The 16,374-nt window shown below is 35.5% G+C and carries 16 protein-coding genes; 3 read left to right on the top strand and 13 right to left on the bottom strand.

From position 1 onward, the window contains the following. Positions 1-131: 131 nt before the first annotated feature. The 9 genes from L1S34_RS14350 to L1S34_RS14310 form a co-directional block, all read right to left on the bottom strand. Entirely contained in the window at positions 132-950 is an 819-nt protein-coding gene (locus tag L1S34_RS14350) for a hypothetical protein (RefSeq protein ID WP_236364729.1), read from the bottom strand. Between the two features lie 136 nt (positions 951-1,086). Further along, a complete protein-coding gene (locus tag L1S34_RS14345; RefSeq protein ID WP_236364728.1) occupies positions 1,087-1,728 on the bottom strand; it encodes a hypothetical protein in 642 nt (213 codons plus the stop codon). A 145-nt stretch (positions 1,729-1,873) separates the two neighbouring features. Beyond that, positions 1,874-2,524 carry an alpha/beta hydrolase gene (locus L1S34_RS14340; protein ID WP_236364726.1) on the bottom strand — a complete coding sequence of 217 codons (651 nt, stop codon included), beginning with the start codon at positions 2,522-2,524 and terminating at the stop codon, positions 1,874-1,876. Positions 2,525-2,801: 277 nt separating this feature from the next. Beyond that, positions 2,802-3,218, bottom strand: coding sequence for a hypothetical protein (locus L1S34_RS14335; RefSeq protein WP_236364725.1), 417 nt, complete (start codon positions 3,216-3,218; stop codon positions 2,802-2,804). A 129-nt stretch (positions 3,219-3,347) separates the two neighbouring features. Beyond that, positions 3,348-4,391, bottom strand: coding sequence for a tyrosine-type recombinase/integrase (locus L1S34_RS14330; RefSeq protein WP_236364723.1), 1,044 nt, complete (start codon positions 4,389-4,391; stop codon positions 3,348-3,350). 552 nt (positions 4,392-4,943) lie between these two features. Continuing rightward, positions 4,944-5,954, bottom strand: a complete 1,011-nt coding sequence (locus tag L1S34_RS14325; RefSeq protein WP_166139103.1) for a M28 family metallopeptidase — start codon at positions 5,952-5,954, stop codon at positions 4,944-4,946. Between the two features lie 318 nt (positions 5,955-6,272). Further along, complete coding sequence (locus L1S34_RS14320) at positions 6,273-7,043, bottom strand: dienelactone hydrolase family protein (RefSeq protein ID WP_236364721.1); 771 nt, start codon at positions 7,041-7,043, stop codon at positions 6,273-6,275. Between the two features lie 114 nt (positions 7,044-7,157). Further along, on the bottom strand, positions 7,158-9,359 hold the full coding sequence (locus L1S34_RS14315; protein ID WP_236364719.1) for a penicillin acylase family protein: 2,202 nt from the start codon (positions 9,357-9,359) through the stop codon (positions 7,158-7,160). Between the two features lie 19 nt (positions 9,360-9,378). Continuing rightward, complete coding sequence (locus L1S34_RS14310; RefSeq protein ID WP_166139113.1) at positions 9,379-9,831, bottom strand: Lrp/AsnC family transcriptional regulator; 453 nt, start codon at positions 9,829-9,831, stop codon at positions 9,379-9,381. Positions 9,832-10,055: 224 nt separating this feature from the next. On the opposite strand from L1S34_RS14310, the gene rocD reads away from it, so the two are divergent. From rocD to L1S34_RS14295, 3 genes are all read left to right on the top strand, one after another. Beyond that, positions 10,056-11,339 (top strand): ornithine--oxo-acid transaminase, encoded by a 1,284-nt coding sequence (gene rocD / locus L1S34_RS14305; RefSeq protein ID WP_236364718.1) that lies wholly within the window; start codon positions 10,056-10,058, stop codon positions 11,337-11,339. Between the two features lie 13 nt (positions 11,340-11,352). Next, positions 11,353-12,309 (top strand): arginase, encoded by a 957-nt coding sequence (locus tag L1S34_RS14300; protein WP_236364717.1) that lies wholly within the window; start codon positions 11,353-11,355, stop codon positions 12,307-12,309. Positions 12,310-12,417: 108 nt separating this feature from the next. Beyond that, positions 12,418-12,846 carry a GNAT family N-acetyltransferase gene (locus tag L1S34_RS14295; protein ID WP_236364716.1) on the top strand — a complete coding sequence of 143 codons (429 nt, stop codon included), beginning with the start codon at positions 12,418-12,420 and terminating at the stop codon, positions 12,844-12,846. A 472-nt stretch (positions 12,847-13,318) separates the two neighbouring features. Here L1S34_RS14295 and arsB read toward each other — a convergent pair whose 3' ends face one another. From arsB to L1S34_RS14275, 4 genes are read right to left on the bottom strand one after another with little or no spacing between them, the layout of a single operon-like run. Next, on the bottom strand, positions 13,319-14,359 hold the full coding sequence (gene arsB, locus L1S34_RS14290; RefSeq protein WP_236364714.1) for an ACR3 family arsenite efflux transporter: 1,041 nt from the start codon (positions 14,357-14,359) through the stop codon (positions 13,319-13,321). Then, positions 14,359-14,994 carry an arsenate-mycothiol transferase ArsC gene (locus tag L1S34_RS14285; RefSeq protein ID WP_236364712.1) on the bottom strand — a complete coding sequence of 212 codons (636 nt, stop codon included), beginning with the start codon at positions 14,992-14,994 and terminating at the stop codon, positions 14,359-14,361. The genes arsB and L1S34_RS14285 overlap by 1 nt, the downstream gene beginning before the upstream one ends. Before the next feature lie 12 nt (positions 14,995-15,006). After that, the gene (locus L1S34_RS14280; RefSeq protein ID WP_236364710.1) at positions 15,007-15,471 is read right to left on the bottom strand and encodes a DUF6428 family protein; all 465 of its coding nucleotides are present in this window, start codon (positions 15,469-15,471) and stop codon (positions 15,007-15,009) included. An 18-nt stretch (positions 15,472-15,489) separates the two neighbouring features. After that, positions 15,490-15,822, bottom strand: coding sequence for an ArsR/SmtB family transcription factor (locus tag L1S34_RS14275; RefSeq protein WP_236364708.1), 333 nt, complete (start codon positions 15,820-15,822; stop codon positions 15,490-15,492). Positions 15,823-16,374 lie beyond the last annotated feature (552 nt).

Here is a 16,374-nt window from a genome sequence, read left to right as displayed (position 1 = left end):
CGCGCTACAAGCAGTTTGGGTCTAAATTATGCTCTATTTTCGGATTTGCCAAATCATCCCAAATACAAAACCAACTTCCCATTAAGCCCAATACCCAAATTGCTTGTAGCGTGTGTTAACTGTTGTTTTTTTTACTCGTAACTAACTCTTAATGTGTTTTCGGTTCTTGTTACGTTTCCTTTATATTTTCCCGGGTTCCAATGATTATAATTTGCTTTTAAAGTTATTAAAGCTGTATCAATTAAATCTTTTTTGAATTTTTCATTAACAGCATCATTTACCCAATTAGAAACGGTTAAATTACTTATTGTTCCATCTTTTTCTATTATAAAAGTCACGTCAACAAACAAAGATTTATAACTATCTATTTTAATTGGTAAGTTTGATTTTATCGTTGTGTAATAATCACTCTCAATGTAGACTTCTCGATTTATTATTTTTGGTTTTTCATCATCCTCTAAATCATATATGCTTACAACTTTGTTTTTTTCGATGATATTTTTGATAAAAATATTTTCCGCTTCTTTTTCAATTTCAGAAAAATAATTCTCTCCGAATTGTTCTTTCATTTTTAAATTAATGTAACCGCTATAACACCCTTGAGTTTGTCCTTCAAAAATTACACAGCCAATGTCTTCTATAACTGGTTTAATTTTGCGCTTTTTTAAAACTTCTTCAATTTCTATTTCAAACGGTTTTGAACGACATCCAAAACAAATAGTTTTAATAAATAATTTATGATATTGATTGATGTCACTTTTAGCTCTTTCAACATCATTTCTGCATAATGTGTCAGACTTTGGAGGGTTTAATAAATATTTTGGGTCACGATTATTAAAAAATAATTTTACAGTTTCAGGTTTTTTTACGTCAACTTTATTATTTGAGTTTTTTTTGCAACTAATTGCAAAAAATAAGATAACTAAATACATTCCGTAATGTTTTTTCATAAAATAACAGTTAACGTCCCGCGGCTTCGCGAGGTTTGGGACTAAATTAAGATTTATTTTTCTGTTAAACACAAAATTTCCAAATATAAGACCACCTTTAAATCAAGCCTAAAACCCAAATCTTGCGAAACCGCTGTTAACTGCCGTATTTTCTATTTAATTCGTCTAATTCTTTTTTACTATTGTCAACCGCAATCCAAGTTGATATATTTTCATTGTCATTCTTTTCAGTTTTTTTTCTTGTTGCTATTAAGAAATGTAAATACAATTTTTCATTAATTTCTAAATTTGGTATTATACTTTCAAAACCAAAATCAATGTAATTTGTTATTGGTTTTTCTAAACTTATTTCATTTTTTAGTCTAATTGGAAACCAATCATTATTTTCGGCTCGCCATTGCATAGCTTCTGCATCTTCGGTTCCAATATGTAACAGTTCTTTTCTATTTTCTATTTCAACAGCATCTAAATTTTCGCCACTATTATAATCCCAAGTATTTTCGGAATTTTTATTTATCAGTTTACAGATAACATGTAGTTTTTCAGATTTTTCAGATTTCTTTTCAATATAAATTCTCCAACCTTTTGAGTTTTCGATTTTCATATGTTTCGGAAATTCTAATTCGTTTAAATCAATAACTAGAACTTCTATTTTATGATTTTCGGTTTCAACTTTTAAGTTGTCTTTGCCCGAATATTGTATTACATATTCAGATTTTATCGATAACTCAATTTCACCAAGATTTGTTTCAAATGTATCTTTAAGTATCGTTTTCATAATATGGCAGTTAACGTTCCGGCGCTTGGCGAGGTTGCGAACTTCGGAACCGATTATTTTCTATCAAAGATAAAATTTCTTGCGAGAAATAAACGTGAATTTACTACAAAATTCGCAATCTTGCCAAACGCCTGTTAGCAGTAGGTTATGTTTGAACTAAAATTTCTCTTTTTAGGATTTCATTCAGTTCTTTTGCTTTATTCAACGTCATAAAATGTCCACCATTTTTTACTTTTATTTGGCAATCCACAAAATTAATCGGCAAGATTCTGTCCGCACTTCCGTGAATATGAATTATGTTTTTATGTTTGGTTTCGTTTTTCCAGTTTACGATTTTATCAATTGCCCATTTTAGAAAATTTTCGTTCGTATCTTTTAGTATTTCTCTTAATATTTTTTTGTCATTTTCGTTTTCGGTTCCGAAAAACCAAAAACTAAAAAAGTTCGGCATTTTCATTAGTTTTGCTGGCAATAATTTATGAAGTTTTAGTTTTCCCAAAATTCTGAAATAATTTGGGATTTCAGATTTAGTTTTGGCAGAAGCGATTAATATTATTTTTTCGGTATCGATTATTTTAGCAATTTCGGTTGCAATTATTCCGCCAAATGAAAGTCCAATCAAAATCGGTTTTTCATGTTTTATTTGTTCGGTTAGCTTCTTCGCATAACTTTCTATATTTTCGGTTTTGCTTGGTAAAATCCAATCCACAAAAGTTGCGTTATATTCTGAAAAATCCATTTTCTGAAAAACTCTTTTGTCAGCGCCTAAACCACTAAAAATATATACATTTTTCATTTTCTCACTTATGGATTTTGTCTTTCTGCGCAATTTTGGTTATAACTTACTGCTAACGTCCCGCTGCCTGTGGTCTGTTGTGGTAATTCGTAAGCAGAGTATTTTCGGATTAACGAAAACATGATTGCGAAACGGTAATTCAACTAAATCCCACAATAGCCACAGACAGCTGTTATAAGGCGGTTTTTATTTTTCGGTTACGTGTTTCCACCGATATTAAGTGAAACACATTTTTAAAATTATTTTATTATGTTTAAATATATAAAGGAAACACTACCTAATTCGGTAAAGATTTTTCTGTTTTTTGTTGTTCTAGCTGATTTGTTGATTCTGATATTTGATTATTTACCCAAGTTGTTAAAAATGATATTATGCTAGATATTATTAAAATCAACCACCAAAATTTAGCAGGGAACTGTTCAAATTTTAACTTTTTTAGAGTTAGAATTTCTATTTGGGATGTTACAAATCCTTGCTCTATTTCTTTTAAATATTTTACTCCTTTGGATTCAATTCTAGCTATTATAATTTCATCATTGATAACATTGCATTTTATATATTTTTCTTTCAATAAAATTGAAAGTTCATGTTTTAAAGCACTTTTGTTTTCTGATAAACCTGAAACTTCAGTGTGCTTTTCAAAACCATTATTTAATAGATGTTTAAGTATTTTATATTCTAAAGTGTCTTTCATATTTATTTCTTCTAAACTGCCTTATAACTAGTATATATACGCTACATTGAAGCGTGTATCAACCCAAATTTGGCTGTATTGGCGCTATACGATAACGTATCTGCTTCAAATATAACATTAATAATTTTATTACAAATCATCAAATGGACTTTTTATTTGTTGAATGCTTTTCGTGCTTACATGGGTGTATATTTCAGTTGTTTTACTGCTGTTGTGTCCCAGTAATTCTTGAATATATCTTAAATCAGTCCCAGTCTCTAGTAAATGTGTTGCGTAACTATGTCGCAACCAATGCAAAGTTACTGGCTTTGCTATCGCTGTTTTTTGTAAGGCCGATTTTAATACTTGTTGTAAACTGCGACTGTCGTAAGCACAACCTTTTATTTTTCCTTCAAATAAATATTTTTCGGGTTTAAACAAAGTGTAATAATCGCGTAGTAAATGTAAAATTTTTGGGCTTAAGGGAACTATTCTGTCTTTTTTGCCTTTCGCATTTTTTAATAAAACTACGTTTCGTTTGGAGTCAATATGGTGCGGTTGCAAGGCAAGAAGCTCACCACAGCGTAAACCGCAACTGTAAATCAAAGAGAGCATCATTCTATGTTTAATATTACTATGAGCCTCCAATATTAATTTTACTTCTTGCTTGCTCAATACATTTGGCAAAACTTTAGATCGCTTTGGACGATGAATTTTTTCGATTTCGATTTTTGTTTCTTGAACCGTACTAAAATACAATTTGATGGCGTTTACCATTTGATTTTGAAACGATGCCGAAAGTTTGTTCTCTAAGATGTATCCGTTTGTGTATTGAATAACATCTTCGTTGCTTATCGCTGCAACTGCTTTTTCTCTAAAAAAAGTAAGGAACGATTTTAATGCTTCGCAATAGGTTTTTAGAGTACTTTCGCTGTAGCGCTTGGAGCGCAACCAGTTTTTGAATTTTTGTATTTCTTGAATTCCCTCAGCCGATGGGTAGTAATAAATTGGAATTGGAACTTGAAAATGATTAAAATTTTCGGGAGTAGCAGGAAGATGCCAAGCACGTAAAGTTTGACTCCATCGTGCATCTTCAAATTGTTTGATGCGGGCAATTAAATCCTTATTGTGATCAAAATAAACCGCTATTCTAGTTTCGTTTTTGTGTTTTACAGTGTTGGCTCTCCAGTTCATACCATATAAATTTCTTTCATAAAGATAAGAAAAAAATTGCTCTTGGTGGTGAAAAAAAGAAAGAAAATTCGATTTAATTTTGGTGTTTTTTATTGATTATTAACCCGTTGGGTGTAATTATTAGAAACGTCAGTTCGAGTGTTTTTTGTGCAGAGAAACGGAACAAAACTTCGCGATAGGCTCCGCTACTCGAAGAGACGCGTTTCGAGAACCGTTTTTAATGATAATTTTTCTGCCCTCGATACAATTTTCTATCGAAAATCACTCGAACTGACGAAAAATTATCATCAAAAACTCATTACACCCAACGGTTTGATTATTAATGTTTTGTGATACTTGCTTAAATGTATTAATTTGATGGAGAAATAACTGTTTTTAACCGACAGATTGAAACTAAAAGTCATGTGAAAGCAAAAAAAGCTTTGACGTGAATCAAAGCTTTTTTATGCACCAGGGATAGTAGTGAAAATCCTCCCGATTTTTCTCGGGAGATTGTAACGGATAGCCCGACCTTCCCGAAACGATAGTGTAGGGAAGGTGGTGCCCCAATAATTATTTTTTGTCAACCACAATTCGGTTGGCACGATTGGCCAATTCCCACGCCGTTACGAAGGCAAATTGAGCTCTTTTTGCAAGTGCATCGTACTCAATTTTGTCGGGAGTATCTGTAGGTTTGTGGTAATCGGCATGTACTCCGTTGAAGAAAAACACCGATGGAATTCCAAATTTCGCAAAGTTATAATGGTCTGAACGCTCATAAAAACGGTTCGGATCTTTTGGATCGTTAAACGTATAATCCAATTCTAACTGCGTGTAAGTGGCATTGGCAGTGGTGCAAATGGCGTCTAGCTCGCTTGAAAGTCTGTTAGCCCCAATTACATATACATAATTGCTATTGCTGTGGTTTTTGTCGCGTCGGCCAATCATATCTATGTTGATATCAGCAACCGTATTGGCTAGCGGGAACAATGGATTTTCTGAGTAATAACGTGAGCCTAGCAAGCCGTGCTCTTCGCCCGTTACGTGCAAAAATAGGATGGATCTTTTTGGTCCGTGTCCTGCTTTTTTGGCCATTTGAAAAGCTTGTGCAATTTCTAAAAGAGCCACAGTTCCTGAACCGTCGTCATCGGCTCCGTTGTGAATTTTCCCTTTTTCGACACCCACGTGATCGTAGTGCGCAGATATCACAATTACTTCTTCCGGTTTTTCTGATCCTTCAATAAAAGCCCAAATATTTTCAGAGTCGGATAAGTTTTGATTTCTTCTAGCGTTTAAAAAACTAGCCGGTACTTTTTGATAAAAGTCAGTGGCAGCTTTTGGGAACGAAATTCCGTTTTTGGTATATTGTTCAATCATGTATTTACCTGCTTTTTTTTGACCTGCAGAACCAGTTTCGCGGCCTTCCATTTCATCCGAAGCTACAATGTAAAGATGTGTTTTTAACTCATCGGCGGTAATGGTATTCATGTATTTGCCTGGATTTGCTGCCACAACACCAGTTTTTTGACTGCTACAACTGATGGTTAGCCCGGCTATGACTGCCAATAATGGGATTTTTTTCATGTTTTTCGTTTTTTTAATGTTGTATTACATGACAAATATGAGTAAAAGATTCTCAAAAATGAAAATTTTACCCCAATAATGTAGGAATTTAACAATCTAATCTTTTTCGTGAACTTGCTTTGGTTAGCTAAACGAATATGATTTTGTTTTCTATTCGAGGCTGTAAGAGTTGTTATTGGCACGCTGGCGCAAAAGTGAATCGACTCTTGAACTTCGTTTAAATTTTTGGGCATAAAAAAAACAGTAAACCATTAATACGTACAAACTTTATGAAAGTACCGTACCAATGGTGTACTGTTTTTAAAAAGTGTTTTTGATTTATTGCAATACCTCTTTCAAAAAGGTGTTCATGCGTGCCCAAGAACGTTTGGCTGCTTTTTCATTATAAGCAGCTCCTTTTGATTTATCATTGCCAGCTTCAGGCTCTGTAAAAGCGTGTACCGCATCTGCATAATAAATCATTTCCCAATCAGCTTTTGTATCTCTCATTTCTTGCTGAAAAGCAGAGATTTCCGCTGCAGGAACATAAGGATCGTCTGCTCCGTGCAATACCAATACTCTTGTTGTAATTGGGTTGTTTGCTCTTGCAGCATCGCGGCCTAAACCTCCGTGAAATGACACTACACCTTTCAATTTCATATCCGCTCTTGCAGCTTCAAGTACACCTGTTCCGCCAAAACAATAGCCAATGGTTACAATATTGTCCGGATTAGCACCAGCTTTTACTAATTGATCTAGTGCCAATTGTATGCGTCTTTGGTACTCTTTTACGTTGTTTTTGTAATAACCCGCTCTTTGTCCAGCTTCTTGCGTATTTTTAGGATAGTTTCCTTCTCCATAAATATCAGCTACAAAGGCATAGTATCCCATTTTTGAAAGTTCTTCGGCTGATCTTTTGGCATGCGGATCAATCCCTTTCCAAGCTGGAAGAATTAAAATTCCTGGTTTGGTTTTGCTTCCTTTTTGAGGAGCAATTGATAAACCATTTAATTTTTGAGCGCCATCAGAATAAGCAACGGCTTTTAATTGAGCTTGCGCGCCAAACGAAATCGCAAAAGCACCTAATAAAGTTAAAACGAATTGTTTCATAATTTTTTATTTTTTGTTACTACAAATTTGAAGCTTATTTTAATCATTTCGACAAAGTTTAATGGAAAAAACTAATGCGGCTATTTTTAAAAATGATAGGTCGTAGCTGCAGACTTATTCTCCAGGGTGATAGGATTTTTTAGCATTGGCCAAAACATCTTCTTTGTAGAATAATACGTCTTTAAAAACTCCTTTTTGGTACATTTCGGCTTGATCAGTAAAATGTGCCGAAGCGGGATCACCGCTGTTACCGCCCGCCAAAAGGGATTTTGCTTTTACTTTTGGTCCAAATTCTACTGCGCAAATAAAACTATTGCCATTGCTGCCATAACGCTTGAGCGTGTTTTTAGCATAGCTGCTTTTATAGGCTGGCAAACTTCCCCACAATGCTGGTCCGAAACCTATTGGTAAACTTTCTTTTCCGTCATCAAAGGTTAAATCAATAGCGCCCGAGCTGCGTTGAAAACGGTTGATGGTTCCCCATGGCACTTGCCAAATGTTGAATTTTGACTGTAAATCAGCAACCACTGCTTGCAATTGCGGTAACAATTGTTCAGCTGTTGCTGCTTCCGCAAAAGCGATGGCGTTTTGAACCTGATCTTTTTCACCCTGATTCACGTATACTTTTTGTAAAATAGGATCCAATCGGTAAGCCCATTCTACGGCTAATGTTGTTGCGACAGATTTTTCATCGGCATGATAATCCCAATTTTTTAAAACAGCGATCGGTTCTTCAAGATTCTTGTATGTATCAGAATTCGCAACTGAAGTTTTTGCGTAAGCGTTAAGCAAAGCAGGAATCAAATATTCAAAAGCTGTTAGTTTGGTATTGTACCCATCGGCGATTAACTGTTCTAAAGTATATTTTTTATTTTGACCAAGTAGTCGAACGGCATTCAAACCACGAAAATTTTCTCCATCCGGTGCCATGTAATTTGGATAGTTTTGTGCCTTCGGACTTTCAATTCCTGCCACAGTAAAAGGCGTAGAATTACAGTTTTGTAGCCATCCATTTTTCGGGTTGTAAGCATGCACACCCTCTGAAACTGTATGTAAGCCTTGCCATTCTGTTGTTTTTATACTTCCATCAACTTCTTTTGACCAATTAAAGTTTGGGTCGCGTTTAGGGACGAAATTTCCGTGCCAGTAGGCAATATTTCCTTCTTTATCCGCATAGACAGTGTTGTTAGAGGTGTTGGCTTTTAAGTCCATTGCGGTTTGGTAGCTCGCAAAAGAAGTCGATTTGGTACGCAACCAACTTTGCTCTAGGCCAATCATCGATCTGTTGTTGGCGCGCAAACTTATCCATTTGCCACCGCGCTCGCCCATGATAGGTCCGTGATGCGTCGCATAAGTCGTAAATGTTTTTGGAATAAGTTTTCCGTTTTCTAAATACAATATGGTGATATTTTTTTGTTGAACGGCTCTTAATTTACCTTCATATTCATAAAAATATCGATTCTCTTTTTTAACGATTTTCTCAGCATACAAATCGGCTACGTCAACATTTGACGAGGTGTGCATCCAACCGCAATTTTCGTTAAAACCTTGGTAAATGAAAAATTGTCCCCAAGTAACAGCGCCGTAGGCTTGCAGACCTTCGTTACTGCTCATTTGAATTTCAGGTCTAAAGTAAAAAGTAGTATGCGGATTGATGTACAACATGGCGTTTCCTGTAGCCGACTTTGATGGAGCAATAGCAAAACCATTTGATCCTGTTTGCACGCTGGGTTCGCGCTCTGTATAAGCTACTTTACTACTGTTACCTGAATAAAAAGTTTTAAGTTCAGCAGTAGTTAATCCGCCTGTACTGATGGCGCCAATACTACCATCGGTCCATAATAAAGGATACCAAGGTTCAAAATGTTGCAAAAGCTTCGGTTTAACTTCAGGATGTTTGTACAAGTAGTAATTGACCCCGTCAGCAAAACTTTGAAGCAATTTTTTCATCCAAGGTGCCGCTTTTTTGTAATCAGCTTGTGCGGCTTCAATATCAATAAGCAATCTAGTTTCGAGATCATTGTACAAAACACTTTGGCCTTTTACCTCTGCCAATCGTCCTAGTTTTTCAATGTAATTCATCTCAACGCGCTTAAAATCGTCTTCGCATTGCGCATACAAAAGTCCAAAAACGGCATCTGCATCAGTCGCTCCGTACACATGTGCAATTCCCCATTGGTCTCTAATTATTTGTACTTGCTTCGCTGTTTTTTCGAGTCGATCGATTTCTTTTTTAACAACGCTTTGCGCAAAGGTATTTGTAGTAAAAAGTAAAGTTATTACAACAGGAGAAATGTATTGTGACAAAATTTTCATAGAAGTGTAGTATTTAGATTTACAAACTTACATTACGTTTAAAGGCGCAGCCTAGCTCAATGATCGAATCGGTTTTAGCAATTCCAGGAATATTGTCTATTTTTTCATAAAGAATACGACGCATGTGTTCGTGATTCTTCGCGTTGATTTTTACATACAAAGTAAATGATCCCGTGATGTAGTAGCACTCTGTAATCTCAGGAATTTGTTTAAGCTCTTCGATAATACGATCTGAATCTTGATCTTTATTCAATGTTAGTCCTGTAAAGGCACCCCAATCGTAACCCAATTTTTTTTCGTTAATGATGGGTTTAATACCCGTAATGATGCCGTGCTCAATCAATCGATTAATGCGTTGATGCACCATGGTATTCGAAATTTTTAAGGTAGTTGCTATGGCGGAATAGGCCATACGGCCGTCTTTTTCTAATTCTTGAATGATTTTTATATCGAAATCGTCTATGGGTTCCATATCAGGCTTTTGTGTTTAAAGTGTTTACGAATTATAAAAGTACTTTTTTTTCTTCAAATTAAAAATTTAGTCTCTATTTATCTTTAATAAAATGACTTTTTAATAGTTAGAATTGATATAAAATATTTTTTTAAGTTTAATTTTAAGTCAAATTATTGTTTTTAATATGGTTTTTTAAATAATATTAGTATTTTTGTTTAAGTACTAATTAAATACGTTTTGCTATGACATCAACAAATCCCCATTTATCCAATAAAGCTGAAGCACTAATTGCGAAAGAAGAAAAATATGGCGCACACAATTACCATCCTTTGCCTGTAGTGCTCGAAAAAGGAGAAGGTGTGTACGTTTGGGATGTTGATGGTAAACGTTATTTTGATTTCTTGTCGGCCTATTCGGCAGTGAATCAAGGGCATTGTCATCCGAAAATTGTAGGAGCAATGATGGAGCAAGCGCAAAAATTGACGCTAACTTCACGTGCTTTTTACAACGATCAATTAGGTCCTTTTGAAGAATATGTGACAAAATACTTTGGTTTCGATAAAGTTTTACCAATGAATACTGGTGCGGAGGCGGTTGAAACAGCTGTAAAACTGTGCAGAAAATGGGCTTATGAAGTAAAAGGTATTCCAGAAAATCAAGCACAAATTATTGTTTGCGAAAATAATTTTCACGGACGTACAACTACAATCGTTTCTTTTTCAAATGATGAAAATGCACGTAAAAGCTTCGGACCTTTTACTGCTGGATTTATAAAAATTCCATACGATGATACGGCAGCACTTGAGGCAGCTTTGCAATCATCAAACACAATCGCTGGGTTTTTAGTCGAACCAATTCAAGGTGAAGCAGGAGTATATGTACCAAGCGAAGGTTATTTGGCAAAAGCCAAAGCACTTTGCGAAGCACACAATGTTTTGTTCATTGCTGATGAAGTGCAAACAGGTATTGCACGTACAGGTCGTTTATTGGCAACTTGTGGTAATTGCGAATGCAAAAACGGTTGTCAAAATACGCCTGAGGTAAAACCTGATATTTTAATTTTAGGAAAAGCAATTTCTGGAGGAGTTTATCCTGTTTCTGCGGTGTTGGCAAATAATTCCATTATGAATGTCATTCAGCCAGGTCAACATGGGTCTACTTTTGGAGGAAATCCTGTAGCGGCAGCGGTTGCAATTGCAGCGCTTGAAGTAGTGAAGGACGAAAATTTGGCTCAAAATGCAGCTTATCTTGGCGAAGTATTGCGTCAAGGATTGAACGAAATTGCAGCCAGAAATCCAATTATAACTTTGGTTCGCGGAAAAGGATTGCTAAATGCCATTGTAGTAAACTGCGACGAGGAGTCGGATTTAGCTTGGAACATTTGCATGAAATTTAGTGAATACGGTTTGCTTGCTAAACCAACGCACGGAAATAAAATTCGTTTTGCGCCGCCATTGGTTATAACCGAATCACAAATTCACGAGTGTTTAGGAATTATCGAACGGGCTTTGAATGATTTTAAATAGACTGCGGATTTTTATGAAAACAACAATAAAACTAATTAAAAACAGATCTGATATTGGTGCGGGAACTCGTGGATCTGATTTAGGAATCGACGCCTTAGAAATTGCAGCTATTAATCGAGACAATGATTATTTTAATCAATATCTGTTTCAGGATGTAAAAACACATAACGAAACCATATATAATAAAAGCACTAGTACATCGGCCAAACGAATTGAACATGTGTTAGAGCAGTGCAACCGCGTACACGAAGTCGTTAAAAGTACTTTGTTAGAAGGATTTTTTCCAATTGTTTTATCTGGTGATCATTCTTCTGCTTTAGGAACACTTAGTGGGATAAAAGCAGCGTATCCAGATAAAAAAATTGGTGTTTTTTGGATCGATGCCCATGCCGATTTACATTCTCCGTACACTTCGCCATCTGGTAATATTCACGGCATGCCGTTGTCAGCCGCGTTAGGACAAGATAATTTAGAGTGCCAAAACAATGACGTAAGCCTTGATACACAAGAGGATTGGGAGCAAATGAAAAATATTGGTTTCTCAGGACCAAAAGTACTTCCAGAAAACTTGGTTTATTTTGGTGTTCGCGATACTGAAGAAGAAGAAGACAAGCAAATCGAACGCTTGCAAATAAAAAATTACAAAGTAGCCGAGGTCCGTTACCGCGGCCTGGATGTTTGTGTTGCTGAAGCTTTGCACAAAATGAACGACTGCGATATGATTTACGTATCTTTTGATGTTGATTCTTTAGATTGTGATATGGTTTCTTACGGTACCGGTACTCCTGTACCAAGAGGATTTGATCCACTTGAAGTGACCGCTATGTTGAAACAAATTGTAGCTTCTCAAAAAGTAGCGTGTATTGAATTTGTTGAGATCAATCCTTTACTCGATACGAAAGGAAACAAAATGGCCGAAACAGCTTTCGAGATTTTAGAGGAATTTACAACCACGCTACTTCAATCGTAGAACTGTGCATCACTTTGCATCATTCTCTGGCAATCTTAACTTTAATTCAGAATTTGAAATAAAAAATTAACTTGATAAAATTGTGTTTTTTAACAGATTTGAAAAGAAATGAAAATAGCTATTTTAACCAAAAATGACTTAAAATCAAATATTAAAGAGCAAGTTTCCGAATTATTCCGTCAATTAAGTCCAAACAAAATTCAGTTAGATCTTGAGGAAATATTGAATGAGGAAAACCAGATTACAGTCGCATACTGTGAGGATGACAACAAAATAATTGGAATTGCATCAATGTGTACTTACAAAGTTATATCCGGACACAAAGGTTGGATTGAAGATGTTGTTGTAGATTCCGCTTCACGTGGGAAAGGAATAGGAAGAAAACTAATAAACCTTTTAGTTGAAGTAGGTAAAGAAAAAGAACTTTCTGAAATACTCCTTTTTACAGAAGATCATAGATTGGCTGCAATCAATTTATATTCAAGCGTTGGATTCAAACTCAAAGAGAGTAAAATATATTGTAAGAAAAAATTATGAGATTTACTTATTTAGCGTTTTAATGTAACTGGGTTTGTTGGTAAACTTTTAAGCTGGTTTTGTATTTGCGAGTTCAGTTTTTAATCTTTCTCAAGTCCCGGCAAAACTGAAATTTGATAAAAGTTACGAGATGATATCAACGTTTCAATCACTTAAAAAAAAACATTCTAATCTTTTTACGTTTACAATTTTACCAATAAAAAAGCATCGATAGCATTTCTACCGATGCTTTTATTTTTTAAACGCAATTAATATTAATCGTTGGGTGAAATAATACAAACCGTCAGTTCGAGTGTTTTTTGTGGAGTTTAACGGAACAAAAAATGTATCGAGAACCGTTGTTAAGGAAATTTTTCTTTTATCTTGGATTTTTATCCAAATGCTCGATACTGTTTTCTTCAGGAAGCTTTAGGGTAAAAAAAACTCCAACTGATGAAAATCATAATCAAAAAAATAATTTTACTCAACGGGATTATTGCTTCAAAAAGTATTTTTCTCTCAAAGCAAAGGCAACCCTCACGAGCAGAATCAATGCCGGTACTTCTACCAAAGGTCCAATAACACCCGCAAAAGCTTGACCACTATTAATTCCAAAAACACCGATAGAAACAGCAATCGCCAATTCAAAATTATTCCCCGATGCAGTAAACGAAAGTGCTACCGTATCTCTGTAATTAGCTCCAAATTTTTTCGCCACAAAAAACATTAAGAAAAACATGATAGTAAAAAAGATTACCAAAGGAATTGCGACCGTAATGACATCTAATGGCAAGGCAATCATCATTTCACCTTTCAGACTAAACATAATTACAATTGTAAAAAGCAATGCTATCAAAGTAATTGGTGATATAAAAGGAGTAAATTTTTGGTTAAACCATGTTTGTCCTTTTGCTTTTATAATTCCGTACCGACTAATTAGAGCCAATACAAAAGGGATTCCGAGATAAATTCCAACTGTTTCCGCTATGCTTCCAATGGTTATAGGTAAGTTCAATCCTTTGATGCCAACCAATGGCAACATAATCTCTAAAAAAAAGTAAGCGTAAAAACTGAAAAAACAAACTTGTAAAAGGCTATTAATGCCAATTAAACCAGCTGTCAATTCCCGATTGCCTTCGGCCAACTCGTTCCAAACAATCACCATTGCAATGCAAGGCGCAATACCAATAATAATAAGGCCGATCATGTACTCTGGATAGTCTTGCAAAAACAATGTTGCTAGTCCAAACATTAAAAAAGGTCCAATAATCCAAGTGAATAATAGTGATAGTAAAAGTAATTTTGGTTTTTGAAACATCAGCGGCACTTTCGAAAAATCTATTTTAGTCAATGGAGGATACATCATCAACAACAATCCTATTGCTAGCGGAATATTTGTGCTTCCATTTGACAAAGAGTTCAAGTAAGTACTACTATCGGGAATAAAGTAACCAATACTCACACCAAGCAACATTGCTAAGAATATCCAAAGCGTAAGATATTGATCTAAAAAATGAAGTCTTTTCTTTGCCATTACATTGATTTTATTTGAGAAAATACAAAACACATCTCTGTTGCAATTTGTAAACTGCGTTCCATATATTTAGCGGCTTGCTCTGCTGTATTGTCAAATAATTTTGGATCTTCGTATTGTAGTGGAATTCTTTTTTCAGCTCCAAATATAAACGGGCAACCTTCATCCGCCTGCGAGCAGGTCATTAAAGCAGCAAATTGATCAGTAGGATTGAAGGTGTCATCGTATTTCTTTGAGAATCCAATGATAGCTGGTTCATTCAAACTGTGTTTTATTGCATAAATAGGATTACTACTTGTTGCAATAGTTTCTATCAAAAAACCATTTTGCTCCAAAGTCTCAGCAACCATCGGGAAAAGAGCTGTTGCTTCAGTTCCGCCAGAATAACAATAAACATTTGGAATCTCATAATAAGCGGCAGCTGCTTGAGCCCAAATTTGAGACAAATGACTTCTTCTTGAATTATGAGTGCAAATAAAGTTCAACCTTATGTTTGATCCTGCTGAAACTTTTTCTTGAAGATATTCAATCATCGGCTGCAAAAGGTTGCGCCTTTCTGCAGGTATAGAGTTATAATCTAATTGCTCAATACTTTCTTGTAATTTGGGCAATAGGGTAGTGCTAGAGTTTTTCATTCCACTTGTATTTTAGCAACAGCCTCCGCCTGGTGTGCAGCTGTTGTTGGTTAGTGTATTTAAACTTAATTTTTGCTTGGGAGCAGGAATTCCGCATTGGTCTTCAGCCAAACAGGCAGTTTGTTTGTTCAGCAATAAAAAATCAGTACCATTAAATCCAAGATCATAACGACCAATGGTGTTACTCTGGTATTCAACTTCGACTTCATAGTCATCCATCTCTAACATTTTTTCAGATATGCTGATAATGTTCAATAACTTAGCTGGTTTCAGTCTATGGTCGTAATCGTTGGCATCCCATAGTTGAAAATTGATTATTTTTTCTTCTCGTAATTTCCCCCCACAATCTACAAAACGGCGCACGAGTAGGCCAACTTCAGTAACATGAAAATGTTCCGGTACATACGAACCACCAGGCAAAACAAATGTTACCTGATTCAATTTTTGCAATTCTGCTTTAATCTCCGATAGTTTCATTGTTTAAGTGTTTAAATATTAGCAACAAGCGTTGTTCTTGTTTTCAAAATGAGTATTGATTTTTCCAAAAAAGGTATTTAGTTTGGCGAAACCTCTCTCGTCTAAGCAGTAGCAAATCGCATTACCTTCCAGTGAACCTTTAATGATACCCGCATTTTTAAGTTCCTTCAAATGTTGTGATACCGTTGGTTGCGCCAGCGAAAGTTCGTTTACAATCGCGCCACACACGCAACTCCCAACACTAATCAGGTGCTCTATTATGGCAATACGCGCCGGATGGCCAATTGCTTTTGCTAAAACAGCCAGCTCATTTTGTTCTTCTGTATAAAATTCAAATTTAGTCGTTCCCATCGTTATATATTAATATTGCAATATTACGATAATCTTTTTAATTAAAGCAACTATTTATACATTATATATAGGTGAGTTCTTTTCGTTGGGCGTTCCGCCTATCTTGCTCTTGCCTTTTGTTTAGGGCAAGAGCAAGATAAGCGTCGGGCTTTTCGCTGCAAGTCCTCGCCACTCCCGAAGGGGTCGTGTCTGTGGGCTTTACGCTGCTATCCCTAACGCGAGCTCCACATATTGATGACGAATTTTGAAAGAACTATCTATATATAGAGTAGAACTTGTAGACTGTAATTTTTAAAAACGTCAGTTCGAGTGTTTTTTGCGCAGTAAAACGGTGCAAAACTTCTCGATACGCTGCGCTACTCGAAGTGACGCGTATCGAGAACCGTTTTTGCTAATTTCACTCGATGGCTAGAGTAAAACATAGCCATATTTCATAGTATATAAGGTAGAACATCAGCCGAATTACCATGGATAACCGCTGAATTTCCCCATCAAACTTGCAAAACGACTCCAATCATCACAGCGATGAAAAAAACTTCATATCTAACTCCT

The sequence above is a fragment of the Flavobacterium sp. K77 genome (assembly GCF_021608205.1).
Lineage (GTDB): Bacteria > Bacteroidota > Bacteroidia > Flavobacteriales > Flavobacteriaceae > Flavobacterium > Flavobacterium turcicum.
The sequence above is the reverse complement of the archived record's forward strand: the minus strand, read 5'-3'. Positions and strand labels throughout refer to the sequence as shown.